The sequence below is a fragment of the Nitrospira sp. genome (genome assembly GCA_024760525.1).
Lineage (GTDB): Bacteria > Nitrospirota > Nitrospiria > Nitrospirales > Nitrospiraceae > Nitrospira_D.
Map to the genome: position 1 here is coordinate 1,184,721 of CP060499.1, position 26,044 is coordinate 1,210,764.

30 protein-coding genes, 1 tRNA gene and 1 pseudogene are annotated in these 26,044 nt (G+C 53.1%); 13 read left to right on the plus strand and 19 right to left on the minus strand.

Going from position 1 to position 26,044, the window contains the following annotated elements:
- Nucleotides 1-21: 21 nt before the first annotated feature.
- The gene (locus H8K04_05590; protein UVT17026.1) at nucleotides 22-1,407 is read right to left on the minus strand and encodes a hypothetical protein; all 1,386 of its coding nucleotides are present in this window, start codon (nucleotides 1,405-1,407) and stop codon (nucleotides 22-24) included.
- Nucleotides 1,408-1,436: 29 nt separating this feature from the next.
- Between H8K04_05590 and H8K04_05595 the strand changes: the two genes are divergently transcribed.
- Nucleotides 1,437-1,736: a hypothetical protein gene (locus tag H8K04_05595; GenBank protein UVT17027.1), complete on the plus strand. Its 300-nt coding sequence runs from the start codon at nucleotides 1,437-1,439 to the stop codon at nucleotides 1,734-1,736.
- A gap of 276 nt (nucleotides 1,737-2,012) precedes the next feature.
- Nucleotides 2,013-2,204 (plus strand): hypothetical protein, encoded by a 192-nt coding sequence (locus tag H8K04_05600; GenBank protein ID UVT17028.1) that lies wholly within the window; start codon nucleotides 2,013-2,015, stop codon nucleotides 2,202-2,204.
- Between the two features lie 34 nt (nucleotides 2,205-2,238).
- On the opposite strand, the gene H8K04_05605 is transcribed toward H8K04_05600, so the two are convergent.
- The 3 genes from H8K04_05605 to H8K04_05615 form a co-directional block, all read right to left on the minus strand.
- Nucleotides 2,239-2,571 carry a hypothetical protein gene (locus tag H8K04_05605; GenBank protein UVT17029.1) on the minus strand — a complete coding sequence of 111 codons (333 nt, stop codon included), beginning with the start codon at nucleotides 2,569-2,571 and terminating at the stop codon, nucleotides 2,239-2,241.
- A gap of 135 nt (nucleotides 2,572-2,706) precedes the next feature.
- On the minus strand, nucleotides 2,707-4,266 hold the full coding sequence (locus H8K04_05610) for a CRTAC1 family protein (protein UVT17030.1): 1,560 nt from the start codon (nucleotides 4,264-4,266) through the stop codon (nucleotides 2,707-2,709).
- Nucleotides 4,267-4,331: 65 nt separating this feature from the next.
- Entirely contained in the window at nucleotides 4,332-4,829 is a 498-nt protein-coding gene (locus H8K04_05615; GenBank protein UVT17031.1) for a hypothetical protein, read from the minus strand.
- Nucleotides 4,830-5,270: 441 nt separating this feature from the next.
- On the opposite strand from H8K04_05615, the gene H8K04_05620 reads away from it, so the two are divergent.
- Nucleotides 5,271-5,594: a hypothetical protein gene (locus H8K04_05620; GenBank protein ID UVT17032.1), complete on the plus strand. Its 324-nt coding sequence runs from the start codon at nucleotides 5,271-5,273 to the stop codon at nucleotides 5,592-5,594.
- Nucleotides 5,595-7,208: 1,614 nt separating this feature from the next.
- On the opposite strand, the gene H8K04_05625 is transcribed toward H8K04_05620, so the two are convergent.
- A complete protein-coding gene (locus H8K04_05625; protein UVT17033.1) occupies nucleotides 7,209-7,607 on the minus strand; it encodes a hypothetical protein in 399 nt (132 codons plus the stop codon).
- Between the two features lie 588 nt (nucleotides 7,608-8,195).
- A complete protein-coding gene (locus tag H8K04_05630) occupies nucleotides 8,196-8,669 on the minus strand; it encodes a hypothetical protein (GenBank protein ID UVT17034.1) in 474 nt (157 codons plus the stop codon).
- On the opposite strand from H8K04_05630, the gene H8K04_05635 reads away from it, so the two are divergent.
- A complete protein-coding gene (locus tag H8K04_05635) occupies nucleotides 8,663-8,833 on the plus strand; it encodes a hypothetical protein (GenBank protein UVT17035.1) in 171 nt (56 codons plus the stop codon). The two genes, H8K04_05630 and H8K04_05635, sit on opposite strands and share 7 nt — an antisense overlap.
- A gap of 350 nt (nucleotides 8,834-9,183) precedes the next feature.
- Here the strand turns inward: H8K04_05635 and H8K04_05640 are convergent, their stop codons facing one another.
- The 3 genes from H8K04_05640 to H8K04_05650 form a co-directional block, all read right to left on the minus strand.
- Nucleotides 9,184-9,387 (minus strand): superinfection immunity protein, encoded by a 204-nt coding sequence (locus H8K04_05640; GenBank protein ID UVT17036.1) that lies wholly within the window; start codon nucleotides 9,385-9,387, stop codon nucleotides 9,184-9,186.
- Nucleotides 9,377-9,517 (minus strand): hypothetical protein, encoded by a 141-nt coding sequence (locus tag H8K04_05645; protein ID UVT17037.1) that lies wholly within the window; start codon nucleotides 9,515-9,517, stop codon nucleotides 9,377-9,379. The genes H8K04_05640 and H8K04_05645 overlap by 11 nt, the downstream gene beginning before the upstream one ends.
- Nucleotides 9,518-9,775: 258 nt before the next feature.
- Entirely contained in the window at nucleotides 9,776-10,096 is a 321-nt protein-coding gene (locus H8K04_05650; protein UVT17038.1) for a hypothetical protein, read from the minus strand.
- Between the two features lie 490 nt (nucleotides 10,097-10,586).
- On the opposite strand from H8K04_05650, the gene H8K04_05655 reads away from it, so the two are divergent.
- Entirely contained in the window at nucleotides 10,587-10,841 is a 255-nt protein-coding gene (locus H8K04_05655; GenBank protein UVT17039.1) for a SemiSWEET transporter, read from the plus strand.
- Nucleotides 10,842-11,019: 178 nt separating this feature from the next.
- Here H8K04_05655 and H8K04_05660 read toward each other — a convergent pair whose 3' ends face one another.
- From H8K04_05660 to H8K04_05675, 4 genes are all read right to left on the minus strand, one after another.
- Nucleotides 11,020-11,796 carry a hypothetical protein gene (locus tag H8K04_05660; protein UVT17040.1) on the minus strand — a complete coding sequence of 259 codons (777 nt, stop codon included), beginning with the start codon at nucleotides 11,794-11,796 and terminating at the stop codon, nucleotides 11,020-11,022.
- 1,705 nt (nucleotides 11,797-13,501) lie between these two features.
- Nucleotides 13,502-13,578 (minus strand) — tRNA-Arg (locus H8K04_05665).
- Nucleotides 13,579-13,605: 27 nt separating this feature from the next.
- Nucleotides 13,606-14,715 carry a site-specific integrase gene (locus tag H8K04_05670; GenBank protein UVT17041.1) on the minus strand — a complete coding sequence of 370 codons (1,110 nt, stop codon included), beginning with the start codon at nucleotides 14,713-14,715 and terminating at the stop codon, nucleotides 13,606-13,608.
- On the minus strand, nucleotides 14,690-14,899 hold the full coding sequence (locus tag H8K04_05675; GenBank protein UVT17042.1) for a helix-turn-helix domain-containing protein: 210 nt from the start codon (nucleotides 14,897-14,899) through the stop codon (nucleotides 14,690-14,692). Before H8K04_05675 ends, H8K04_05670 begins: the two co-directional genes overlap by 26 nt.
- Before the next feature lie 490 nt (nucleotides 14,900-15,389).
- Between H8K04_05675 and H8K04_05680 the strand changes: the two genes are divergently transcribed.
- The 5 genes and pseudogenes from H8K04_05680 (at nucleotide 15,390) to H8K04_05700 (ending at nucleotide 18,135) form a co-directional block, all read left to right on the plus strand.
- Nucleotides 15,390-15,602: a hypothetical protein gene (locus H8K04_05680; GenBank protein ID UVT17043.1), complete on the plus strand. Its 213-nt coding sequence runs from the start codon at nucleotides 15,390-15,392 to the stop codon at nucleotides 15,600-15,602.
- 268 nt (nucleotides 15,603-15,870) lie between these two features.
- On the plus strand, nucleotides 15,871-16,329 hold the full coding sequence (locus tag H8K04_05685; protein ID UVT17044.1) for a helix-turn-helix domain-containing protein: 459 nt from the start codon (nucleotides 15,871-15,873) through the stop codon (nucleotides 16,327-16,329).
- Nucleotides 16,330-16,331: 2 nt separating this feature from the next.
- Nucleotides 16,332-16,901 (plus strand): annotated as a pseudogene (locus tag H8K04_05690) (PIN domain-containing protein).
- Between the two features lie 500 nt (nucleotides 16,902-17,401).
- Entirely contained in the window at nucleotides 17,402-17,644 is a 243-nt protein-coding gene (locus H8K04_05695) for a hypothetical protein (GenBank protein ID UVT17045.1), read from the plus strand.
- Between the two features lie 65 nt (nucleotides 17,645-17,709).
- Nucleotides 17,710-18,135, plus strand: coding sequence for a hypothetical protein (locus H8K04_05700; protein ID UVT17046.1), 426 nt, complete (start codon nucleotides 17,710-17,712; stop codon nucleotides 18,133-18,135).
- Between the two features lie 90 nt (nucleotides 18,136-18,225).
- On the opposite strand, the gene H8K04_05705 is transcribed toward H8K04_05700, so the two are convergent.
- Complete coding sequence (locus H8K04_05705) at nucleotides 18,226-18,888, minus strand: hypothetical protein (protein ID UVT17047.1); 663 nt, start codon at nucleotides 18,886-18,888, stop codon at nucleotides 18,226-18,228.
- 534 nt (nucleotides 18,889-19,422) lie between these two features.
- Between H8K04_05705 and mobC the strand changes: the two genes are divergently transcribed.
- The 3 genes from mobC to H8K04_05720 are packed head-to-tail and all read left to right on the plus strand — an operon-like array spanning nucleotide 19,423 to nucleotide 21,314.
- A complete protein-coding gene (mobC, locus tag H8K04_05710) occupies nucleotides 19,423-19,974 on the plus strand; it encodes a plasmid mobilization relaxosome protein MobC (protein UVT17048.1) in 552 nt (183 codons plus the stop codon).
- Nucleotides 19,971-20,954 carry a relaxase/mobilization nuclease domain-containing protein gene (locus H8K04_05715; GenBank protein ID UVT17049.1) on the plus strand — a complete coding sequence of 328 codons (984 nt, stop codon included), beginning with the start codon at nucleotides 19,971-19,973 and terminating at the stop codon, nucleotides 20,952-20,954. The genes mobC and H8K04_05715 overlap by 4 nt, the downstream gene beginning before the upstream one ends.
- 60 nt (nucleotides 20,955-21,014) lie before the next feature.
- Nucleotides 21,015-21,314: a hypothetical protein gene (locus H8K04_05720; GenBank protein ID UVT17050.1), complete on the plus strand. Its 300-nt coding sequence runs from the start codon at nucleotides 21,015-21,017 to the stop codon at nucleotides 21,312-21,314.
- 192 nt (nucleotides 21,315-21,506) lie between these two features.
- Here the strand turns inward: H8K04_05720 and H8K04_05725 are convergent, their stop codons facing one another.
- From H8K04_05725 to H8K04_05745, 5 genes are all read right to left on the minus strand, one after another.
- Complete coding sequence (locus H8K04_05725; protein UVT17051.1) at nucleotides 21,507-22,550, minus strand: RES family NAD+ phosphorylase; 1,044 nt, start codon at nucleotides 22,548-22,550, stop codon at nucleotides 21,507-21,509.
- A gap of 6 nt (nucleotides 22,551-22,556) precedes the next feature.
- Nucleotides 22,557-23,501 (minus strand): sce7725 family protein, encoded by a 945-nt coding sequence (locus H8K04_05730; protein ID UVT17052.1) that lies wholly within the window; start codon nucleotides 23,499-23,501, stop codon nucleotides 22,557-22,559.
- Nucleotides 23,502-23,505: 4 nt separating this feature from the next.
- On the minus strand, nucleotides 23,506-24,396 hold the full coding sequence (locus H8K04_05735) for a sce7726 family protein (protein UVT17053.1): 891 nt from the start codon (nucleotides 24,394-24,396) through the stop codon (nucleotides 23,506-23,508).
- A gap of 325 nt (nucleotides 24,397-24,721) precedes the next feature.
- A complete protein-coding gene (locus tag H8K04_05740) occupies nucleotides 24,722-25,642 on the minus strand; it encodes an ImmA/IrrE family metallo-endopeptidase (GenBank protein UVT17054.1) in 921 nt (306 codons plus the stop codon).
- Nucleotides 25,624-25,947 (minus strand): helix-turn-helix transcriptional regulator, encoded by a 324-nt coding sequence (locus H8K04_05745; protein UVT17055.1) that lies wholly within the window; start codon nucleotides 25,945-25,947, stop codon nucleotides 25,624-25,626. Before H8K04_05745 ends, H8K04_05740 begins: the two co-directional genes overlap by 19 nt.
- Nucleotides 25,948-26,044 lie beyond the last annotated feature (97 nt).

Below are 26,044 nucleotides of genomic sequence, written 5' to 3' on the forward strand. Positions count from 1 at the left end.
AAGTTTGGTTTTGCCATGGTCTCACTTTGGCGCAACAAGCACTTCAACCCTGCAGTGCTCGCTGACGCTGGTTAAGGTTGTTTCCAGCCGCTTCGGACTGCCGATGCGGCCTTCCGGATCGTACATAAAGCAAAACAAGGTTGAGCATCGCCCCTGCGTTCTGTAGTGCGCTGAGTCTGCGGTAACTTGATCGGCAAGCTCCTTCGTCGTCAACCCAGGTCTGGTCTTCTTCGCCACCACCGCGATCTGATCTTTATTGACTAGGAGCGTCGTTCTTGGTGCGCCTCCTGTATAGGGTGGCGTCCATTCATCGGTGGCCACTTCATCAAACTCCACCTTCAACAACGCGCACAATAAGTCCTGTAGGTCATAGTCATCCTCGACCTCGAGGGTCGGACGATAGTCTCTCCGCAGCCGGAGTTGTCGAGCGACGGCGTGGAAGCGAAGACAGACTTTCCGAATGACATCAAGCGGATTCTGGTCGATCGCGGAATCAGGGGTGGATTCGACCGACCGAGCGCGGTTCAGACCGATGGCTGGCTTCTCAAGTTGCGGGTCGTGCGGCGGTACAACAGAATGAGTCACCGCTGAGTGCACGGTCTGAGTGTCCACCGTCGGGGATGGGGAATTAACAGGAGGTTCAGCGGGCATTGAAGGGGATGCTGGAGAGACCGCCGGTGTTCGTGGGACGTGCTTCTCTTCGACTGAGCTCTCGATCGTCGATGGTATCGGTTGAGCGGGTGGAATTGAAGTCGGCTGGGGAGAGGATTCTTGGATTGGGGTAGCGGGAGTCTCGGATGCGGCAGGTATGGGCATCGGTGTCGGAGCTGGTATTGGAGCCGGTGTCGATGCCGTGATCTGAGGCTCTGTCGCAGCCGATTGTACGCGAGGTATGGGTGTGACAGGGGGGATCGTCGGCCCCACATTTGTCGTCATGGCCACGGCGACCGTCATCGGCGAAGTCGCTTGGGTTGTCACAGTCGTTGGCGTCGCGGGCGAGACAAGCACCAGACGTGCGGTGTTGTTTATGCTTGCTTCATGTGACGGCTCGGGTTTTGGCGGCGGCTTGAGTCCTTGAAGTTCCAGCTTCCGGTCCTCCAGGCTGTGCATGAGGCTTTTAATGACAGAAAGGGTCTGTGCCGCCTCAGCCTTATCCGCTGTGCGAATCTTGAAGTTCCGATAGGTTTGGTATTCGTGGGAGCGATCACCGAACGTCTGCCGCAGGCATTCACGGAACTGTAGCTCGGCTTTGCTTTGCGCGGCGTCGCGATAGGGGAATCCCTCTTGGCTCAAGTCCTTAATTGCGGCCAGGACTTCCTGAAACCTATTGATTCCATGAGTGATCTCTTCGATGAGAGCAGTTTTCGATCGGGCTCGTTGATGGTCCGTCGCGCGCGTCCGTGCCATGGCTGTGTGAAAAAGTCTAGCTGAGGGTCATGCAACTGGCAAGAAAACAACGGGTTTCTACGGAATGCGTACAGCAGTTATTGACCTTGCTGTTCTGTACGACCTGCGTGGCTGCGCTACAGGCACAAGGTGTGGTGGTGGGATCGGAGAAGAGAGATGCTGCCGGGGTTTGGGAGCGAGATGGCCCGGCCACCTGGAGTGGCGGCCGGGTGGATACCTTTCTCAACTCATCCAGTGATTCGATCGGTCACACGCCTCCGTGGGATGCCATTTGCTTACACGATTCCGCACAGCGACGGCACATCTCGGCGCACTGTTTCACCATTTGATCGTCACCCGCTATGTGCTCGCAACTCTCCGCGCAGAGCCGGCAAATCTCGGAACAAAGGCCGCACATGCGATCGTGAAGCGAAGACTCCCGAGCCATATAATCGGCAGTCGTTGTGCAGATCTGCGCACAGTCCATCAATAAGCGGATATGGTCTGGGGCTGCATGACGCCCCCCGAGTTCTACGCAATGCCCGATCATTCGAACGCAGAGCACATGGCAGTCTTGGCAGAGCCGTATACAGCGGGTCATCTCGTCGATCGTATGATGCCCTCCCATGGCGGTTGACTCGTGCGTCGCGGCATCCGCCACCCGCAGCATCAGCAACGAAGCACTCGTCGTGAGCAAAGAGGCGCCGGTAGTCACCAATGTTCTTCTGCTTATGTCTGGCATACGTCCCCCTTTCGTGGGTCTGATCCTCGTCGATCACGAGGATCTGGGACCATCGAAACAGTATGGAAATGCCTAACAGGCTATTGCAGAAAGCGAGATGAAAGAGGGTATCAAATCCGTAGGACCGTTGTTCGAACCGAGGGATGAATCGAGGTATCGGGGTTACGTGGCGGTTTGGTTACTAAAACACGCGAAACAAACGTATCGGAAAGGAGCGGAACCGGCAACGCACTTTCAAGCTGGAAGGAACTGGCGGCGTGGTGAGTTGAAAGCTGTGAAAGCGGACCCATTTCGAGAAAGGCATCGCAGGTGTCGCGAACAGGCTCTTCTGTCCCTGACGCGCAGTCCATTTCGGCAGTTTGTTGTAACGGCAGGACGCAGGCGTACGCATTGAAGGTCAGGACAATGAGCAGGAACACCAAAAAGACAGATACCCGTCCCATGGAATTGGATGCTACGCCTTGCGTTCCATGCTGTCAATCCAAGGGTTATATACCATCGGAGGATGAATCGTATGCGGGGCAAACGAATCCAGAATAGTCAGAATTGCCTCGGGATGTAACTTCGACCAGGGATGATCAATTGATGACTGTCTTTGTGTTGATACGTGGCGAAGAAATAACCTCAGTCCGTCCATCTGGACGCTGAATGACCATGCGCAGCACCCGTTCGAGTTGGCCTATTCCGAAGCTAAGCTCAGGGGTTTGATCAGTCAACATGCCGACATTCCCTATGACAGCGCGGGTATAACTCTTCCCCTCGTCCGTTTCAATATTGATGCGGGTGCCGAGGCTTCCGACTGTGTCCGGGACGACAACCGTGACGTAATTTCCACGAGACGTATTGAGAAACACGCGCACCGGTCCGTCCATATTGATCCACATGAGGTCTTGTCTGCCGTCGCCGTCTATGTCGACGATGAGAGGCGACTGACCAAAGTGTCGATTGTCCATCCCCAGCGCCGGCATGTGGTGAAACTTATGTGTGCCGTTTTTGATCGACTGCAGATAGGTGCGACCCGAGAGTTTCAATACTTTATGGATTGGCCACTTGATGTAGTTCTGCGCCACAAACAAATCGAGTTGACCGTCGAGGTTTAGGTCCTCGAACACAGCACCCCATGCGAACCCTTCACCAGCGAGCCGGTACGTCTCAGTGACGTCGGTGAGGTGAAAATCACCGTCATTTCGCAAGAGCATCCATTCGTGGGTGTGGTGTTGGTCGTCTCGTAGATCACCCGATGTGAGGAAGAGAGGAATGGATCGCCCCACGTTGGTAAAGAACAGATCCTGGTCGCCATCGTTATCGAAGTCGCCGACTGCCAAGCCCATCCAAAAACCGAACTCTGATTTGGTGGCTATAGGCTGAAATGTACGATCCTTCATATTGCGGAAGATCTCGACCGCCCCCGTATTCTGGGAAACCACCAAATCCTGCCAGCCGTCCGAGTCCAGATCGACAAAGAGGGAGAGGAACGTGTTTTGTTTGCCTGCAGTGCCGGACGATTCAGTAATGTCCGTAAATGTGAGATCCCCGTTGTTCAACAACATGCGATTCGGCTTGGCGTGCATCGGATCATTAAAGGTCGCGCTCCGGAATGTCTTCGCATTCACGAACACGCTGACATAGAGGTCTCCATCTCCATCATGGTCGATATCCGAGACTGCCACACTAAACGGGACCGAATCTGCAGGAAGATCCACTGGAATGGGTTTTCCCAGAAACCGCCCCCTATCGTTGAGATAGAGATAGAGGCCGTTCTCGCGCGCCACAATCAAATCCGTGTCCCCATCTGCATCCATGTCGATCGCCGTGCTTCCGTAGGTGGCGCTGTCATTCGAGAGGCCGGTGCCGTGTTCAATATTCACCATGCGGCCATTGTGATAGCTCAACAAGACATCGCGCTGTCCCTCTCCGCCGCCGACAAAGACCTCGAACTTCCCATCCCCATCGATGTCGATCACCGCTGCTCCGGTAAATGGATGGGTCCCTTTCTTCCACACGTGCGTGAAATCGGCGGGAATTGAGGTGAACGGTACCGACGGAGGAAAGTCGGCAGACCGTGACGCACATCCACCGAAGACCAACACGCAGACAACCAACCAGACCTTGCTGCAAATAGTATCTTCCGAGGACATCGAGCTTCTCCCATTCATTGCCTGGAGCGGCTGAACGATAGACAGCCTAGATTCGGCTAGTGAATTTATTGACGGGTAATCCAACGCCAAAACTCGACATACCAGGGCGTTCCGCCATCTTCCACGATATTCTCAACCACAAACGGCATACGATGTCCTTCCGAATCGCCAACATCCACGCGCAACACATTTCCTGCAGTATCGGCAAGAATAAAGTTGTCTTTGGTGAGCGTGGGTGCGACCATGGCGTAGGTTTCCCCATTCGGTGCGATGAGAGCCTTGGGGGCCAGATGTTCCGCCGTATGCAATCGCATGAGGGCGCTGGCTTTTTTCTGCAGGTCTTCCGAAGAAATCACCATGCCTCCTATCTCGGCATGCAACGGCTCTGGGTTGCCCGTGGTCGCAAGCGTGACCAAGGCGTCCGACGCTCTTCCAGCCACTGAGGCTGGCAAGTCTGCAGCGTAGCCCGATACAGCAAAGGTCAATCCCAGAACGAGTGTCAATGAAGCGTTCCAAACTTTACCGTCTTTGTGCCATTCGTTGCTGATCGTTGTGTGGGTCATGATCGATCTCCTTAGGTTAGCGGGACATGGGTGGCTGTGGGGTTCACTATCTGCGACAACCGGCCGTTTGTAGAGTCCGTCAATTTCACGTGCTGGTGTGAAGAGAGGACCTACATCATTCGGGTATATGGGCTATAGTCTGTGCCTGCATAAGAACCTTACAAGTCCGTTTGCTTATTTGGGTAGACTGCCGGGGATGCTGTTGAGCACAGCCTATCGGGTCGGCATGCGAATGAGCGAAATTGTGGTGCCGGGGTGGGAATAGGTCAATCTTGAACGAGATATGCTTCTTTTGGGGCAACTCAGACCACGTTCCGAACTTGGACGACATCAATCGTGGGGTCAGATCGGGTAGAGAGAATAAACGGTGATGATGGAATTTGATGATCGTGCAGGGTACTGTCGGCGGAACATTTGTTATGGGAGGTGGCGAGCGGTGTCTTGGAAAGACTCGCCGGGACTGTGTTCAGCGGGGCCGGTCATAGCCATCTAGCTCTGACCGGCGAGGGATGTCGGCGCACGCGAAGACTACATTGGATGCTGGTGCTGATGTTCACCGTGCTCGTCGGTATGCTGATGATCATGGCGCCCGGTGTCGGTGGCATGCTCGTGAGTATGGGCATGCTCGTGTTCATGTTCATGGTTGTGAGACTGAGCCGATCCATGCATATGTTCATGGGTGTGGACGTGCTTATGGGAATGCGAACCTTTCATGGGTGGTTCTCCTTTCAAACGATTTTTACCAATGATACCACTCTCTCTTGAGTCATGGAATGCAGACGGTATGAGGATTATCGAGGAAACCTATACGATTAGGCTGGTGGAAAGGCGTGGTGGCGCAGGTCGAACCACACGCTCCCATTCATAGAGAGCGCAAGATGAATGAGGACCACCTGTGTCTAGAAGCGTGCTAGCTCAGAGGAAAATCCCAGCATGTGGGCTTTGGATTATCCGACTCTGGAACCGGCACGCGGTGCATCGCCCGAAGCGCAGTTCGATCTGACTCACTATGCTGAGGCGATACCCATGTCCGTGACCATTCCTTTTGTATTTGAGAGAACAGATGGTCGTGCGTGGTTTCTGTTTTAACCCACGTCTCAATACGGTCCTCCGGTGGTGCAATTCTTGACTTGAGGGGTGTGTTGGCGGACCAATTGCCACGGACCCATCCGCGCGGAGTAAGGTGCCATTCAACGTGGACTTCTTCGGTAGCCAACCGGAGATCCCTTAAAGACGGTGAGTCTAAGCGAAATAGCCCAAGGCAACTCCTAATCTGATTTCGGAAAGGCAAGTTGTATACCTACGCTCAGTTTAATTATGCAACGTCTGAACACCCCAAGAATCGCACTTTTTTATGCGGGTACCTTCTCTCCAACTGAGTCATAGAATCAGTTAGATTCACCACATGAATCAATTTGGATCCAGTAAACACTCAGTTCGCTAGTCCGCGGTCTAGAAAAGGCATCAGCGGAAGGTTTTCGCCTGAGTCCCAGCCACAGCAGCCTGATCCCAGATATTCACGACGACATAGCTCCCGACTGCCCCTTGCATCCAGTTGCGTGGGCGCTCCCTGGAGTTAGCTCAGCAGTGGTCAAACGGCCAGGCACTGAGATGCATCGCCGGTGGGGGGACGACTCACATCATTCACCAAAAGGAGGGCTGCGTCCCCTACAGATGCGGGATTGGGTCTTGTGAAGGTTAGGGCAGGATGGGAACTTAATGCATTGGATCATCAGTCAACACTCTGTTCTCATTCACTCGCACTGGAAGGAGGGGACGATGTTCATACAACCCCAAGAGGGTCATGGGTTTCATGCTGGGTACAAAGGTGCTCTCGTGCTCAGCGCTTTGCTGTGTATGATCCTGTTGCTTCCTGGCTGTACCTCGTCCCGGAAGGAATATGTTGTGGATTATGCCCGCGGTAACGATGTGACAGCCCAAGGTTCACACGAGCGTCCATGCCAGACTGAGATGCAATGCCGGATGTTGGCCGAGCGCGACGGGGTGCATTCGTATTGGATGGTTTATCAGTGAGGGCAGCCAAAACGGTCCGTTGTATTCTCTTCCGAAGGAGAGGCTCAGTCTAATCGAGCTCGATGGGCACGACATTCATGTCGTAAAAGCGCGATTGTGCACAGCGCGATTTTGTATTTCCGCGCCTACACGATCAAAGCGTAACACACACATCCAAGGATCCAGCATTTCTGCCAGGCGGAGCATCGCTCAACCCTTTGTAACGTTTATATCTTACATATCTGTTCACTTCCCGTCTGCAAAGAGCCGGTCAGCGTTCTGAGTCTGGATCGCTAGCTCGACCGAGCTTGCCATGAGATCAACGAGTTATCGATGGCCCTCTCAAATCTCGTGCGAATGCAGACCTTAAGACTTCTTATCGCGGATGGCCAGATGTAACGTGATGGGCAAGACCATGACATAAAACAACAGGAGCCCTCCCAGTAGGAGCTGGCTGCGGACTTGTAGCGGATCAATGAGCATATCATGCTCCCTCCAGAGATGCTTGGTCATGAGGTCACACGCAAACCCCGCGACGGCCAACGAGTACCAGAACCGCCACCGGCGCGAGGTGTACAGTGCTTGCTCTCGTCGGTGAATGAGAAGGACCTGAGCGAGAAGCGCAACGATGGCGGGGTAGGGGGCCCACTCAGGAACCCCGTGGGGCCATATCAGCAAGACCAACGCGATGGCGACGAAAATAATGATGGTGCCAACCAAGAATCCCCGGCGGGTTTCTGAAAGGACCGTGCGCTGGCGTTCCATCACCTATCCAAGGAGGTTGTGGGCGCGACGGTACTGGATGGGTGCATGGGTGTCAAGGTACATCGCGTGATGAGGAGAGCGGAAGGGAGAAAGAGACCGGAAGGGATGGCATATCACAAAAAAATGTGGTGCCCCCGATACGAACCTCCATGCATCGACGCTTCGCGCAGAATCCTTACGGGTGGTATGCAGCCAGAATAACCTGGTCACGCCGGCCTCCCATCCACCATTATCACATATCCCCTGGCGAGTGACCGACCCATGCCTTTGGAGTTTGGCCCAGTAGAATGTAAACTCAAAGCTGATGGTTTCACGATCTTCAGAGGAAGCAGTGGGGCAGTCACTCAGCTTTCCAACCAGTACCATATGAGGATCAATCCGACGAAACGGATCAAACGCATCTGTCACTCTCCTTTCTGTGTTGACCTCCCACCTCGATCTGAGGCCTTACTCGCATTACTAGCAAACGTGATACCAGTGATCACAACGGAGCTTTTTCCTTCATGAGGGAAGATTTGCCCGTAGGATACGAGTACGGCTGGAATCCATTCCGCACACTGGAAGCGAGATCGCTTGCTGCTGAATGAGTCAGGAAGGGATGGAATCTGAAGTATCAGCCTCGGATGAGGAGGGAGGCTTACCGAGACCGTGGCGTTCGATGTGGCGATACAACGTCCGCCTGCTGATGCCCAGCAAACGTGCCGCCCGCTCCTTGTTGCCGTGGGTTACCTCCAGCACTTTGAGCACCTGATCGCGCTGCAACGCTTTGAGTGTGCCCGGGAGAATCTGTGTATGGAATACCAGATTTTTGCCTTTGCGAAGGACTTCCGGTGGAAGATCATCGATCGAGAGAACCGCGTGGCTGGCCAGCGTCACCGCTCGTTCCACGACGTGTTCTAACTCCCGCACATTCCCCGGCCATGAATAGTCGGTCAACGCTTGCATGGCGGAAGAGGAAAACGACGTGACAGGCACTTCCTTCTGGTCGCCATACTGTCCCAGGAAGAATTCGGCCAGTAGTTGAATATCTTCAGGCCGTTCCCGGGCAGAGCCGTATGACAAGATCGCAAGCGAACTACCTGCGAAAAGATGCGGTTGCACTCATCCAGCAACGGATCAACCTGGCGAGACCGGCCGATGTCCTGGTGAATAACCGGTCAGAGGACGATACGCCGCTCACGATTCAGGTGTTGATGAAAGCGCTACTCCCGCCCACGGCATGCTAACTAGTGATCAGGTCGAGGCGCTTTACTGAAGGGCATACCGTGTTTTCTCTGCCATACTTCGAGCGCTGCCTGCAGGATCAGCACCGTGTTGTAGATTAAATCGCGTTCACTATCTGCGAGCGGCTTACCGGATAGAAGATGCCGTTCGATCGGCGTGCAGCTCGACACAAACCGAACCACTGAGCGTGTGAATGGTACTGGATGACCGGAGTTGGCCATAATGCCCTCGTGGGTTAGGCGGTGCTGTACCACGCACCGCCGTGGTTGGCCGTCGATGGACTGGCGGCAGTAAATGTGCTTCGATAGTGTTCTGACTCATTTCCCATTCGGCAGCTGCCGATGATGCTCAGTCAGGACTCGCGTTCTCTCTGTCGGCTCGTTAACGACCAGACCAACGCACCTACCCAGCCGACCACCGTCCATCCTAACGAGAGATTCACGACCAAAATCGTGATGCAGTTGCGATGTCCTCGCCCGAGGGCGACAAACGAAGGAATGCAATACAAGAACGCCGTGCCCACGACGTAAAGATCAGTGACGAGATCATCGTCCATGGGGCACACCCTTCATGTGGCTTTTCGGCAGAAGCCTTTCCACTTCAATCACAGACGCTCGTTTCCCCTTCTCCTTATCGCGGTACTTCTTCAGAAGATCCTCAATCGCTTCTTCAACAAGTTCGTTCATGTACCGTTCTTCATCCACTGAAACACGCTCCAGATCTATCATTACGTGAGGGGCAGGATGTAGCCCGATACTGCTGTTTCGATTTTCCTGAGCGTGGTCTAGGCATGAGTGGGCGAACTGTAGCAGATGACCTTCGGGCTATCAATTGGTGAAACCGGACATCATTATCAGCATGCGCGTATCATGCCAAACCGATGCACGCATTGCTGGCGGGACGGGGATGAGCGCATGTCTTCTCAGCCAGACGTGCCCCGGAAGTTAGTCGATTTCGGCGTCAACGCCCAAAAACCGTATTGGACGATCACGACTGAGATGGTGCGGCGTAATAATGTAGGTCCCATACATGCTGGGAATCCAGATATCCTTCGCCGTGGTTTCACAGAATCCCGACAACACATAGGCGAGCCCACCGACGATTCCGCCTCCGAGAGCAACTGCCGCTTTAAACGGGAAATAGAGGATCGTGACGGCGGCGGCAGTGAGCTGGATGTCAGGAGGGGCCTGACTCCACGCCGGAGGAACCAGGACGGAACAGCAGGTGATGACCACGATGAGAACCACGCGTGGGAAGAATCTCATGTGCAGCCCTTTCGTTCTTTCACCATGAACATTCCCCACAAGTATCACGCCGCCGCGTACGAATTGAACGAACGACCCACGGTTTAGGAAACAGTGAAAGGGAGTTGCTCAAGCCGTTGAAGATTTTGGCAATCCCGTGTAGAAGTGGCTTGCTTTGCTCGTTGACCAAAGGCCTGCCTTTTCTCAGGGCAATCGATGCCGGTGAGGCGTATACGTTCAGCTGTTTTGTTGTGTAAAACTTCACTACTATCACCATTCTTGACGGCACACCCTGCCACCCGTCATGGCTCTGAGACTCTGTTAAGGAATGCAGCACCAGGGCACAAAAGGCGTTTCGGAGTGGGGGACGACAAATACCTATGAAGGGTGCACTATGCTGCGGTGCTCGTGGCTATATGGGTGGATGTCGCATACGGCCTAAATTGTGACTGGAGTTAATGTGGTGGTAACGTAATATCCCGAGTTATCCGAACAAGTTCTTGCTGTACTGATGGATCTGACCACCTTTATTGGTTTAGTAGCAGGGACCCTTACAACCATCGCCTTTCTACCACAACTAACTAAAATACTGAAAACCAGATCGACGAAAGATGTCTCTACCGCAATGTTCATCATTTTCAGTACCGGAGTCCTGCTCTGGCTCATCTATGGGTTGTTAATACACTCAATTCCCGTCATTATTGCCAATGCCATCACGCTGGCGCTCGCCAGCGTGATCCTGTTTCTAAAAGTGAAATTCGGGTAGAAGACGCGTTCAATGTAGACGTGGCTTGCTTCGCCCATGCGCCGAATGCTGTTTCTTCTCAGGGAGGCTTCTGAAAGTGCCAACTTGGTTTGTCGAATGACCTCAGCGGATTCGACAACCCGGCTTGGCTTTCAGCATGAATTTTCAACTCTGATGCCATCGCGATCCAGTGAATCATCTATTGAATTTTAATGAGGGGCTCTGCCGTCACAATGGATTTGCCTTCCGCATCTGGAGGTCGGCGCTCTGGCAATAGCAGATTGAATGTCTGTCCTGGATCTATAGGTTGGATCGTAAAATGATGTCTTCCTCCAAGAAGTTTTCCTGTCTTATCTTTATATTTCACGCCAATCGCAAATCCCTCAATGCGCGTATGGCTGGCATTTTCGATCGTCACAATCAGACTGAGCGCCCCTGTTGAATTAAGCTCCGTCCATGATGGTTTCTTGACTGAAAGAACGTGCTCCACGGTGGTGGCAGGGCTGGCTTGGCTGTGGTCGATGCGAAACTCTTCTGGCCGAAGCGCTCGTGCCTCGACAGATGGATTGCCATCCTCATTTGATGGTCGAAACTCCGGCAATGATAGTTCGATCGATTGACCCGGCTCAATGGGTCCACGAACAAGATGATTTCTACCGCCCAGATATGTTCCTGTCTTGTCTCTATACATGACACGCACTCCGTAGTATTGAACACGTTCATTGCCAGTGTTTTGTAAAGAAACGGTAAGAGTCCAGCAGTCAGTATGATGGATCTCATCCCACGACAGGTTTTTGACGAGAATATATTCGGTTCTTACTGGATTCCGGAGTGTCGGTTCGGTTTGAGACGGCGCAGGGATGGATTGGCCAGCGTGAACCTCGATCGATGTTCCAAACCAGGCTACAGGGGGCAATGAGACCATGACGAATAGCAATGACGCGGGCGCAGCGAAACCTGAGTACCCATTGTTCATGCAATCCCTACTCAAGTGGCGCTAGCCGAGCAAGGAATGCGCCCAGGTGGAATCTTATTGGAATTTGAAGGTTTTCGCAGGAGGCTGCGCTATGACATGTATCGATTTGATTCTATGAGAATCAAAATGGATTCAGGCTACTGCCGAATCCGCTCCGCTCAGCGACGTTTCCCTGAATGAATCTTCTAGATTGACCTGTAGTAGGACCGGTGTCTGCGGTCGGCAGGTGATCCTTTCAACCTGTAAGGGTTGCGTCGAGGTATTCTTGGGGTTGCAGTCCGGCGCAGTGGTTCCCTCCTCTCGTCAGATTTGGGAATTCCACCTGGACCCATGAAGGCAGCAATCGGTCAATCTCGCCAAACCCGGCCTATGTCTTCGTGAACAACCGTTCAGAGGGCAATGCGCCGTTCACGATCTAAGCGTAGAAACATGCGCTGCAGGTGCGAGGCTTGGCGCCTGCGAGCGGTTCTCCAACACAATGCAGGCCATCGCATTCACCTACTGAAGAGTGGCCGCTTCACCTACTTTCGAATATAGCCATAGGTGTCAGAATCGGTATCCTTTGTCTATCAGGACCACTGCTGACAGAGGGAGGAATCTGGAAATGATGAACAGCGAAGAATTTACCCAATTCCTTAACGAGCTACGCGCAGAATACGATCTCCCGCCGAAGTTCGATAAGGACTCACTCGTGTCCCCGAGCGAGGAAACGGATAACTATGAAGACGTTCTGACGCAAGCGGATTGCTCCCGTCTAAAGACACAAGACGATACAGACACCTAGCACTCCAGGAGGGCCGAGGGTGCAATCCTGACACCGGACGGTAGGGAAACCTTCACCGTGGTTCCTTATTCAGCCTTGTTTCAAGAACTGCGGAGAGCTGAAGGAAACGACAATGCCAAGCTATAAACATCGCACAATCAAGCTGACCCCTAAGCGGCACGATGATGAGACTTGGAGTTGCGCGTATCGCATTATCGACATCAGCTCAAGCGGCTGGAGGTTCCACAAAGGGCATTCATACGGCAGTTTTGCATCTCGGGAACAGGCAGCAACGGCAGCTCTCGAAGACGCGAAGCGGATTGTCGACACGTATCCCGGTAAGACGCTCCTTTGCACCCACCAGAGCGACATTAGTCTCTCTCCGGAGCGAACGCCTTATACATCACTCCAATCACCGCACCCACCGTAAGAATTGCTAAGAACATCGTCTGCCTCCCTGTAGTCGTGGATAGGTGTTTTACACGGCTCAACGGCCTGCGAGGTTCAGCACTTCGTACGCAACCCCGAATATCGCTGCCAACAAAACCATTTCAAGGAGCATTAGCATAATGTATTCACCCCCTTTCGATCTTTACGACACACGTAAGCGTACCTCTTGGAGATGAAGGTAGGGTAAAGGGCGCATGAAAAAGCGATTCATGAGAAAAGTCCTAACCTCAAGATGTGGGGTTGGGCAAACTTTGTGGCGTCCTTCCATAGAGACACTCTTCTCTGCAGAGGGCACGATCAGTGCGCGTAAGGCGTAACGGCTATGCGGATTGTTGGGCACAAGTCCGAAAAGATGTGGAAGCGCTACGATGCGGTTGAAGAGGAGGATCTCGTGAAGGCGGCCGGCAAGCTCAGCAGTTACCTCCAAGCTAACACGGCACTAACACCTGCCTCTTCCAGAGAAGTTCTTGTTTTCGGAACCGCTTGAAAAATTGGTGCCCCCGATACGAATTGAACGTACGACCCGCGGTTTAGGAAACCGCTGCTCTATCCAACTGAGCTACGGGGGCATGGCCCAATTTCAATAACTTACACTTCTATAGACTCTCGGTCTTCGGGTCAAGTGTTCCCGGCGTGTTCTCCTGGAGGTATTTTTGAACTTTTAGCGCGGCCTGAACCAAGTCACGTTCCTCGATTGCATTATAACGCTTCCACATCTTCTCAGACTTATGACCAACGATCTTCATCGCGGTCGCTGTGTCTACTCCAGCCCGTCGCAAGTTAGTAGAGGCACAATGTCGAAGATCATGGAACCTAAAGTCTGTAATTCCGGCACCTCTTAATGTTGTGCGAAAAGATCGGCTGATGCGCTGTATCGGTTTACCTCTGAACGTGAAGACATGACGTGTTGAGAGCGAACGGATTTTCGATAGGCGTTGAAGGGCCACTCGTATATCTGGAGTCATTGGGACTTGGCGAGGCTTCTTAGTCTTCGTATCCTGACCACGAAGTGTAATAAAGCCCCTCTTGAGATCAACACGGTCCCATGTCAGACCGACAATTTCACCAAATCTCTGGCCCAGCTGATAGGCAAGTAACAGGACAGGCTTTAGATGTCCCTTTGCGGCATCGTAGAGTTTGCTCCATTCCTCTTCAGTCAATATTCTATCTCTGGCGTTCTGTGGATCAGGAAGTGGAACTCTGGTAGCGGGGTTGACCTGTAAGAGCCCCCGTCGGATTGCCACGTTCAGACAGTGTTTGAGTACAACATGGTCATTGTTCACAGTCTGGATACTGGGCTTTGTTCCATCCTTCTTCTTACGTTGTGCTCGGAAGGCTTCGACATCATGAGGCCTAATCTCCGTTAAGACCTTTCCACCGAAGAAGGGGATCAGCTGCCGCTCCATGATTTCGAGTCTGTCTTGGTAGCTGCGGAGCGTCTTGATTGATTCGAGAGCCAGGTAGGCCGTTGCCCACTCCTTGAAGAGAATCGGCTTGGCCTGTTCGGTTTTCTCATGGCCCAAGAGCAAGCGTGTTTTAATAGCGGCTTCCATCTCTCGAGCGATCGTCTTGTTCAGACACCCCACTTTCCATCGCTTCTTTTTTGCACCGGGTACGCCACTCGCCAGGCTCCACGATTTGCCGTCCTCACTTTCAATCACACGGAACTCAACATAATAACTATCGCGCCGCTTGGTTAGTCCCATGGCTGTCTCTCCGTGGTGTGATCGTGTGCTGATCGATCCATGCGTCCAGCTGAGTCTGCTTGAACTTCACAAGCCGGCCGATTTTGACGTAGCCCAATTTTCTCGCGGAGACCCACCCGTACAGGGTCAATTTTGATATGCCTAAATACTTCGCGGCCTCATCCATTGTCAAAAGATTATTCATGGCGCTTCAGATAGGCCTTTACTTCGTGCTTTAGCAATGCGGTCGAGTGAGCCGACCGACACTTTCGCACGCCTCGAAGGTGGCAGTTATGAGAGGGTCCAGAATTTTTCACCATACCGAAAAGGTAGGGGAGGCTGTGGGTCGTATATGCCCGAGCCCCAAGGGGGCACTTTCTTGGGTCCGCAGACAGGGAGGTGAGGCACCGCGTCCAGAGACGCCGTGCCAGGTGGAGTCAGGCACCGTCGTGTCGCGCGACGCGGCTCGACCGTGCGGAGACAATAGCCGTCGTTCCTCAAGAGGCGTGGCACGCCCGTGGCAACCGCGCCAGCTCGGAATGTGTCACGCTTGTAGCCGTTCGTGGCCGCAGGCTAGAAAGGGGTGTTGCACGCAGGTTGAGAAGGCTTGTAGGGTGGCGGTATCTTGTACGTACAGCAGACTGATTAGATGAAAAATGCATTGAAATAAATCCGAATGACGAAGGAGGTTTTGTATGATTCGTATTCTATGCGCTCTGCCCTTTGCCCTTCTGGCGGGTGCCATGGTCGCCGGCTATGCAGATGATTCCTATTCCGGTCGACGCCCCGCGCCTGGCTATGACAACGTTAATACGGGATCGTCACAACCGGGCCAACAGCATCGTTACGACGAACCGCCGCCGAATTCACAACGTGATCCTTATAGCCGTCAACCTGGATACTATTAGCAGAACGCCCTGCCCTTGGAGGGAGGATCAGGAGCTCAAATAGGGCACCATTACTGGAGCGAGGCACTGCCAGCGCCGCGTCCCGAGGTCTGAACATACGCTAACACGGCTACTTCCGGTATTCTTTGTCGGCTCAGCGCAATCGCCTCAGCGTCATACCTCACAATCACACAACCACAGAAACCTGCATAGCATTTCACTTATTTCGTTTATTGCACTTATTGCGATTGGCTGCTATACTGCCTTCAGGGATGAGAGGAGCGAATCCATGACCACTTTGACTAGAGAACCGATTGTGCCGACCGCTAAGGATGCAGCGCTCGCGAAGAAAGCGCTACAAGCCCTGGCATCGCATCAAGACCCATCCATGGATTTCCACGTTCAGATTATTCACAAGCGGAAAACCCCTGAACGTCTGTTTTTGCCTCCTTCGGCTGTACAACTCCTATTCACCATCCTTGACGAAATGTCGGCGGGTAATGCCGTCACACTGATTCCGGTCCATGCCGAACTCACGACGCAAGAGGCCGCCGACGTGCTGAATGTGTCCCGTCCGTTCCTCGTGAATCTGTTAGCCGAGCAGAAAATACCCTACCGTAAGGTTGGCACCCACCGGCGCATTCTCTTCGCGGATCTCATGCGTTACAAGCATCAGATCGATGCGGACCGCCGTGGTGTCCTCGATCAACTGACCCAAGACGCGCAAGCGCTGAAGATGGGCTATTGAATGTGGCTACCTTCACCGCGCTCTACGATGCCTGCGTCCTGTATCCCGCTCCTCTTCGTGATCTGCTCCTCGAACTCGCTGTAACGGATCTATTTCGGGCCAAATAGTCCTCACACATTCATGACGAGTGGATACGGGCGGTGCTTGAGCATCGATCAGATCTCACCGTTGCGCAACTCCGGCGCACGAGAGACCTCATGGATGACCATGTTCGCGACTGCCTCGTTGAGGATTTTGAGGAGTTGATTCCATCCCTCACCCTACCAGACCTGAATGATCGGCATGTCCTGGCGGCTGCCATTCGCGGGAGAGCTGACGTTATTGTCACCTACAATCTCACGGACTTTCCCGATAAGGAACTTCAGAAATACGGCATCACGCCCCAACATCCCGATGAGTTTCTGCAACACCTCTTCAATCTGGCACCGAGCATCGTCTGTGCCGCTGCCAGAACGCATCGGGCGAGGCTCAAACATCCTCCAAAGACCACGGCTGAATACCTCGAGACGCTTGAACGCCAGTCCTTGGCACAATTCGTGGCGGCGCTTCGTCCCTACGCCGTTCGTCTCTGATCTGATCCCCTTTTTCAGCACAACGGTGGTGTTTCCCACGGCAAGCTCGCGAGAGCCGTTCAGCATGCAACTGTGTGCTGTAACCATCTGACGCGTAGTTGGTTGCCTGCCGGCCGACAGCCGCGTCAAACTAAGCTCGAAGCCGACCCATTGATTATCCTTCACATCGACAAGCGGGCGAGCGTTGGTCAGCATGTGAACACAGGACCTATACTTCTCGTGTCCATTCTCTGATCGTGCTGTGCTCTGCGTGTGTGAGAGCCGGCTTATTGGTTATTGCCTGTGTGCATGCGGCCTTCGCCCTGGCTTTCCACCGGCGGGCTGCGTCGATCATGCCCGCGGGCCGCCTCTGAGACGGCTCCCTTGCTCGCGCATTCCTCCGCATCGCGCCCGCCGGTCCGCCAGGATGCGGCGGCCTCTCTGTCTCCTTTGTCGTCGCTGTGTGGCCTCCACGCCTAGTGAGAGGCCAACACAACAACTCAAACCAAAGGAGACAACACATGGCAACTCAAGAACACAAATCCAAGCCGGTCACCACGCTGCGATGCAGCAACATCAAGGCGAGTATCTGGAAGAACGAGGGCATAAAAGGCCCGTTCTACAACGTGACCGTAGCCCGTTCGTACAAGGGCCAGGATGGAGTCTGGAAGAATTCCGAATCCTTCGGCCCGGCGGACCTCGACGCGCTCGTGGCTGTCGCCCAACAGGCGAAACTCTGGGTCACCGAGCGGTCAGGACGCTGACCGTCACGGGAAGCCTCCGGCCCTCGCGCCGGGGGCTTCCTGAATCCGAAGAAAGGAGAACTTTGATGGAAACATATCTGGAATGCGCGAAGCTCCTGGACGAGCTACTCGCCGGCGCACGTGCGGTGCGTATCTCAGTACCTGGTTATATGCCGCTATCGGTCGAGGAGATTGGATCCAGTGAAGAGGGACACCGCTTGGTGTCCCTCTGCCATTATGGCGAACAGAACGGCGATCTGATGCGCGATCCCGACATGGTGTTCCTGTTCCATAACGTACCCGACGGTGTGGCAGCCGAACCGGTGTCCTTTAGGAACGACTACCTGGGGATCTCGCAAGAAGCCTATCGCTATAACGAGGCTGGCAGACGTACCCACGTGTTTCCCACGCTGAAACAGGAGTTGAAGACGTTTGCCACGACCTGGTTTGCCACGCTCAGAGTTCAGGGATTCTTTGGGGCCACCGCCATTCGAGAGATCTTATCGCTGTGATCTCTTCAATCCATTTCACGAGGCATAATGTGAAGAGATCATGCGCCGTCAACAAAATGAAACCCTGATACAACACGGAGCCAGTGAGGCTTACCGCTTCGTGCCGATTAAAATGAAGCTGGTGGTCCTGGCATTGTTGAGGGCCGCACTGTACAGCCGGTGTGTTGGTGCATCGTAAAAGGCCACCCCAGTGACTGTGTCGGTTCCATGGGAACAGGCGCCACCTCCGAATGTCACCGAGGTATGAAACACATTTCCCTTTGCACGAGGAGATAGGGTGCCAGCAAAGGCGCATCCATCTGTTGAATGACCTGAAAAAGTTCCTGCTGAGTCTACTGTCACCGTGACCGTGTGGTTGTCCGCACGGAGCCCACCATAATTCCCGGCTACCAGATTCAGATTTGTGGCCGACTCAGAGTCCGCATCGTACGTAGTCGTAAAGCTCTCTGTGTCGCCATTGAAATACGCGATCGTCCCGCGAAAGTTCTCTTTCATACCATAGGTGCCACTCATTGTCGCAGCACGAATGCCCGCGCCTTCCAAATTGAAATCCCTGGTGTTCGAGGAACCGAAGGAGCCGGAGTGCGACGTGCCAGTGCCCTGAACCAGTCCAGCCAGAACGGTGGGATTGTCTTTTGCCGCATAGAAGACCCAATAGGAGCCGTCATCGAGGACCAGTCCACGGACTGTGCGACTCGTGGGAGTCGCGCCGGTCCATCGACCTTCAGCTGATGGGGCTGTTGGCCGCGGCATAGAAGAAGGGGGATTTTCGCCATACTCGCCTCCACCCCCACAGGCGACGGAAGCGAACCCACTATTTATGCAATTGGTCAGGTTGCCACATGCAACGAGCCCACTCATCAAACAGACTGTCAGAAGGCATTTCATCGTGTTCGGCCATGTCGTGCGCATGGTTGTCGCCTCAACCCGAGAGCGAAAGGTAGAGGGTGTTGCACCCGTTCTCAGTATAACAAGAGGGTAATCCCCCTCCATTGGGGGAGAGAAAACGGGGAACGCAACGCGAGACGATGCCGGCGTGCCCGTCTTGACGCAGGCTGCATCGACCAGTGATCCAGGCGCGGTCCTGGCGTCTTTGGAAAGTAAGCGAGAGGCCGATTTTAAGAGGTTGCAGGATATGGCTGTTGCCCGTAGTTGTCTTACATTTCTTGTATCGTTTTGCCTATGTTCTTTTGCTCCCGCGCCCGGACTCTCCTCCGATGAACAGAATCAGGCACAGGTTGGTGATTGACGTGAAGCGTCTCGACTTGGGCTGGTGCAGGTGAGCTGATGGGGCAGACGGCCAAACGGACGACCACGATCACGGTGGATCTGGGTGAACTGAAAGCGCCCTGGCAGACTTGGTGTCAGGACCACGGCGTCACGCCGAGCCATGCGTTGCGGAACGCCCTTCGGCAGGCCATGGATCGGAGAGCAACGCGGGCTCCTGCACCTCGGCTGCGGGTCATGCCCAAGCGAGAACGAGCCAACGCTCGCATCGAACTGAACCTGACGACCTCAGAGCTTGCCGCTCTGAAGCGCATGGCCGGTCACGAAGGCTATGTGCCGACGAAATGGGTGGTGGCGATGGTGCGAGCTAAGTTGACCGGGCAGCCGCAGGTAGGACAGTCGGAACTGGAGACATTGGCTCGGTCGAATCAACAACTCCTCGCATTGGGGAGGAACCTGAACCAGATTGCCAAAGTTCTGAATACTGCGCCTCAAAACAGAACAGCGTTTCGGGTTGAGGTCGTCACCGAACTTTCTCGCGTGATTCAGGCTCATACGAAGAAGGTGTCCGATGTCTTACGCGGGACCGTGGAGAGATGGCACCTTCAATGACCCCGCCAACCAACCGGATCGACGAGAAGCTCGATGAGTGGGGGAGTCGGCTCTTCAACATCTCAACCGAGACCCTACCGCGGCCGCGTAGTAGCAAGCGCAATCCTCTTGGCTCAGCCAAGCCCGTAAGTACCGGCGGGCGGCTCAGCACGCCGCAGGCTCGTGCGACCTATGTGCGGCAGAAACTGCAGGCCATGGTCCGCCATGCTCCACAAGTGGTGGTAAAACTCGTCAAGGCGCCGAAGGGTATGAAGGGGATCTCGAACAACCTCACGTACATTTCGCGTGATGGCCAACTCGAGATCGAGGATCAGGACGGCCAGGTTATTCAAGGCAGGGCCGCCGTGGAGGATCTGAAGACCGAATGGCGCGACGGCGGCATGCCGATCGCCGCGGACTCTACGATGCGCGATGCCTTTCACCTCGTCCTCTCCATGCCGACACGCACCGATCCGTTGTCGGTGCAACGCGCGGCGCGTGAGTTTGCGAAGCGGGAGTTCTCCGGTTTTCAGTACGCGATGGTCCTCCACACGTTTGAGACCGATCCGGATCCGGACCCAGCTCCGCACCCGCATGTTCACCTGACAGTGAAGGCCGCCAGTCTCGATGGGGCTCGCTTAAATCCGAGGAAGGCGGACCTCCAACGCTGGCGAGAGGGGTTTGCGGAATCGTTAAGAGAGCATGGTATCGAGGCCACCACGACCAGTCGCCTCCACCGTACGAACCAGGAACGCTGGACCGTGCGGCATCTGCATGAAGCGAGCAGGAAAGGGAAGACGCTAGAGAGGATGAAACGCACAACGCGGCGATCTGTGCAAGCCCAGGAGGTCATGCGAAATTATGAGCAGGTGATGCGAGCGTTAGCCCGGTCAGATCGAGGGGAAGATCGGCAACTGGCCGCAGACCTGGTCCGTTATTTGAGTGAGCGATCGCAGGAAATCCCGAAGACTCGTTCGCAGGAGCGCGACCGCTCTTCTTAAGGTACTGCACCGTCCGTTTCTTGATCCTTACATGGACCAGCTCGGCCCACAGGATTGGTTTTGGTCCCGCTTCACGCGCGGCCCCAAGACCATGTCTACAATCATTGGTTCTACAAGCCGCCGTTGAATGAACAGCATCAGCGCATGGAGCGCTTCACTGCGCCATTTACCGTCCTGAGACCCCTGACGCCGTTGAAAATGTCTTATGAAGCCGCAAAGAAACGCGCCGAGCCCTATACCAAAATTGTGGGAGAACTTCCAGAGATGCGGCGAGACACTGTTGGTCTGGTGAAGAAGGCGATGGAAGACAAGCGATGTGCCTATGTGATTGTAAACAATCGATCACGATACAGGCATTGATGACCGTCTTGCAGGCCAACGAGTGCGAGCAGGAAGGCGCATCTGGTCACGCTTATAGTGGTGACTTACTTTGATATGTGCCTAGCATGCTTTAATCGGTGAGGAATAACTACGCGTAGAGCTTCTTCAAATTTCACTCATCCAACCGGCAGATATTTCAGTGCGGATACAATGTCGCCGACATCTATTCAATCATTGACATGTTATCGCAGTGTTTGTCTCGGAGACCGCTACAGTCACGCTAGTGACTGAGTATTCAACGACAGAGCCGGGGTTGGCTTTCGCTGGATAAAAAAGCGCCAAATTCATTCCATCGCTCACCGAGCTGCGATAAATGACTCCGTCATAGCCACACCGTTTGATGAATTCACACAAAAATTGACTGGGAGTGTAGTCGACCGCCGCAGCTTGAGGAAGGACGGGCGTGGTGAGTTCTAACCCAAGGCGTTCGAGAAATGGTAAATCATTTCTCATTCTTTGGATATCGAGAGCATCGGCTAGCAGAAACGGCGAAACAGTCTTTCGTGGTCCGCGTAGATCAACGAGTCTAAGGTCAGTAGGAGTTCTGAAGTCGGCCACGCAAGCTCTTTCACCTGTATGAGGTCTAATTTCAGATACTGCGGTTCTTGGATGTGAACCCAAATATAGGTAGGGGATGCCTGCAGGATTCGCCCGTCCGTGGGCGGCGATCCGTCTATCTGGCGCACCCATCTTCTCGATAGAAAATGGAACCTCTTCTGTTTTTATACGCGCACGATACCAAACGTCGGGTACTTCTCCCGACATTATGATTAAGTGATCAAGGAGCTGCTCTAAACGATCCTCGTCGAGTTTAATATTGGGGAAGAAGCGGTTTCGATACATCAATTCTTCTCGAAGCTTTTCCCACTCGCTCAATCTATCTTTGTCAACGATTTCGGAAGGCAGAAACGGCTTTCTGACTATCTCACCGTCATCCAACACCTCGCTCAGGAGCTCCTTTGCTTTGGCCTCATTCATTACTGGGCTCGAAAATAAACCCCAATCATCCCGAAACCAATGAACAAGTAAATTGCCATTCGCATCCGAGCGGTATGCACTTACTAATAGCTCAAAATATTCTTGCAACTGCTTCGGGTTAAGAACCGGCTGATTTTCAGCTGAGCAGAATGAACATTTGCCTTTTGCTGTCGACAAATGAGGGAAGATGCTGAGACGAAGACCGCGATCACCGAAGCATTCTGGACAACACTGCATGGTGAGCTAATTCGCTGAATCAAAGTAACGGGCGAGCGTCTCGATGTGATGATTCATCGAAAGTTTCTTGATATATCCCAAGCCAGGAAAATGTCCTCGCCTGTGAAGCTCGCGAAACTCTTGGACTGCTGATGTCTCCTCTATCTTGTAGTGTTTTTTCTTCAGAATCGAGATCATCTTTTCCAGCGCCTCAGCAAACTTTCCTGCGGGGTCTTGGGGCGTATCCTGTCGATCAGACACGAAATGATAAATCTGCATTGCATCATCTTTGTCTGGGTCGATAAATGTAAGATGGATTGCAACCGCATAGGCCGGTCCCCCAGTTTCGCTGTAATCATCACCAACGATTAGAAAATCGCCGAAACCATCCATGCCTTCATCCGGGTAGGTAACGTGAAGATCAGAAAAAAACTCGAGTTCTTCATAATCTCGATTTCGCTTTCTTTGAAAGCCGTCTCTTAAGAGTACTCTATGTGCCTGTTTGAAATGCTTTTGGTAAAGTTTTCCGCAAAATCGATCAACAAAGATATGGCATTGTTCTTTCATCGACACGCTTAACTTGACCGACAGAGTTTTGGCATCGGTAAAACCCGCATGTATGAAACACGGTGAGTGGTCAGAGTGATCTTCGAAACATTCGAGTGCTTCAGCAACTGACATGTGGGGCTTGAGAAGAATTCCTGCTGATATTCCAGGTAAGTTAAGAAATTCCTCTTGTAAGAGTTCTGTCAATGGTTCCCCTGATTCTGACAAGTCGCCATGGTGTGGATTTACAATGACGATTGCGTGGCCCTCGACCTCAGCAACAGCTTTTAGCGTTCTGCTAAGCCCATTCAAAGTTTCCTTGACTGGTTCAATAATCGGACAAAAATTTGCCTCCTGAAGAATAGAGGCCATTTCTCTTATCGTTATCAGTTCATACTGTTTTCCGCGAAAATATGGATGATACATACGCTTATGCCCAGACCATGGAGTCTTTTAAACGCGTGTTCACTGCTGAAACGAGTCTCTCATGGTCCAGTTTGCGAAGAGGTACGGAGAGGGCTGCCGTCTTCAGTGAGTAAGGAAGCCGAGCAACCAATTCCGAGAGTGGTAGTAGGTTGCGCGTTGTCCTGAGGACTCTCACCATGCCTTCGTGTGCCTCACGCGGTTTCAGCCTAATGAATAATTCTCGAAGCGCTGCGTTTAATTCAGTGTTGGGTACCAACGGAGTTCGCACTCCGAGTGCAAGTAGAATTGAGCGTGCTTCTTGCGTCCGAATCGAGTCAAATATTACATCGGGCCGAGTGCGTTCTGGTTGATCTAATGCTTCTCTTAACCTTGAAATGTGATAGCGCTTGCTTAGACGCATCACGCCTACGTAGGAAGGTACTGAGCAGAGAACCGAAGAAACGTGATCTTCAGCGGCAACAACATACACTTTGGCGAATACTTTGCCATATGCATCCACTTGTCGCTCCAGCCTGCTGAGAGAGTCACGTTCGGACTTAATTTCGTAAACTGTCGATGTGCCATTGAGAATCGCAACATCGGCTTTACATTCACGTACGCGAAATTCAGTTAGCATCGAAGCATTTTTTAACCCGTGTATGCCGAGCAATATGTTATGGGTGAGCGCTGCCTTATAAATATACTCATGTCGATAACCTTCGCGCTTTAGTAGTGCGAACGCTGCCTCGAACAGGTCCCTCACACGATCGGATGCAGGCAATGATTGACAGAGTCCAGACTGAGTGGCCAATCTCGCAAAGATAGGCGATCTGCCTTTTCTCGCCATTTCCCGGACTACTCCTGAAGAAAAGAGCCGAGATAGTGCAGCTAATTGTTCTGACGCGATGTTCGTCATAGTCATACTAATATGGCCTGAGTATGGTGCCTTCAGAAGAACTTTAACGCAATATACCTCAAACGCGCCCCTGCTTATATCATAATGTCATTATATTTCATAGTGTTATAACCGCTATGCGTGCGGAGCAGAGCAATTTGTTCCGCCAAGCATGTGCACCTCGTTCGTACTGCGTTATGCCAGTCCAAATCCGGGGAGCCTCAACGTTTTCTCCGTTTACAGGAGACCCCGACGAGCCGGAGCATTTCTGCCCTAGACACTCCGCAGTCAACACAACTTGAACAACTCATGGAGTTCCTGGTTTCGATATGTACGTTGGTTGGACTCATAGGCCATGAATGCGCTCGATCTTATCTGCGAGGGTTTCGAAATCCTCCTCGCCGTCATCGGCGTCAAAGCTATGGTATCCGCTGCTCGACGGGAGCTGAATCAGGGAAAGCGTAAAATCATAGTTTTCCGAAACTATGCTCATCTCCTGGCAGGGTTCAGGAAACCAGATGCCAGCAGGATGGTTCAGCCCAAGTCGTGCGTCCGCGACAGAATCGGGGTGGGCAGCTATTGAAAGGTCTGGGACCGGAATGGCCCGACCCGAAGTCTTGAAATAATAGCGGGATTTCAGCGCGGATTTACTTGAGCGCGCCCAGAGTATGAAGCCATCACGAGAAACTACCAACACCGCCCGTTGTTCGGTATAGGCAAGCCAGCGCAGCGTCGCTGCTACCAGCGAGACCTCATACCGCTCTGCGCATTCGCTCAGCATGTCAAATGTAACAACTACGCTTGCGTTGATCTGCCGCCGATAATCATCGAAAGGCATCAACAAATATGCCGCGAAAGTATTGGCCTCGTTCTCGATATGCTTGTATTCAGAATTCCATCCAACGAAATCATGTTGACTGCAGCGCACCCCATTGGGGAATGCGAGACGGTGAATCAAGTAATGGCCGAATTCGTGTGCGAGCGTAAAGTTGATCCTACCCTTCGATGGAATTGCGTTATTGTAAAAAATTCCCCAACCCTTTTTACCGGATGGTGCCCGAAAGAGCGCACCGTCGAAACCGGGCAAGTTGTCGCCCTTCACGAGTGACAGCGGGTCATCAGGAAACCAATGTTTGGAAAGATCTAGGGCGACTTCGGCAACCGAAATCGGAAAGTGATTGGGACCGTGAACAGTATTAAGAATGGCGGAGATGTCTACTGCCCAGCGCGTCGGTTTACGCACCTCTATCAATCTTTCTTGCCCCATACTTTTACAAGCTCGCGCAGCTTCTCCTTGGTCGGATCGTCCAGGTCCTTATAATCCCTAAAGAATGCTTGATCTAGAACTTCCTCATTGGGAGCGGCTTTGGTCGCGCTGATTAGATAATCAGTCGTGACGCCCAAAACGCTGGCAATCCTTGCGACCTTTTCAGCCGATGGGCGCGGCGGGTCCTTGTTCTCCAATTCCCATATGTAACTCTTGCTCGATTCAGTTAACTCTGCCAACTTCTCCAATGTGTAACCCTGCTGTTTACGCAAATCTCTGATTTTCTTGCCGATTGGCGTCGTCACTAGGTGCCCTCCATAAGTTCTGAGTAATCATACAACATGTACTTGACTAGAGGAAGAAGAATCGGTAGGATCAAGTTCAGAGTAGCGATACTTTTTG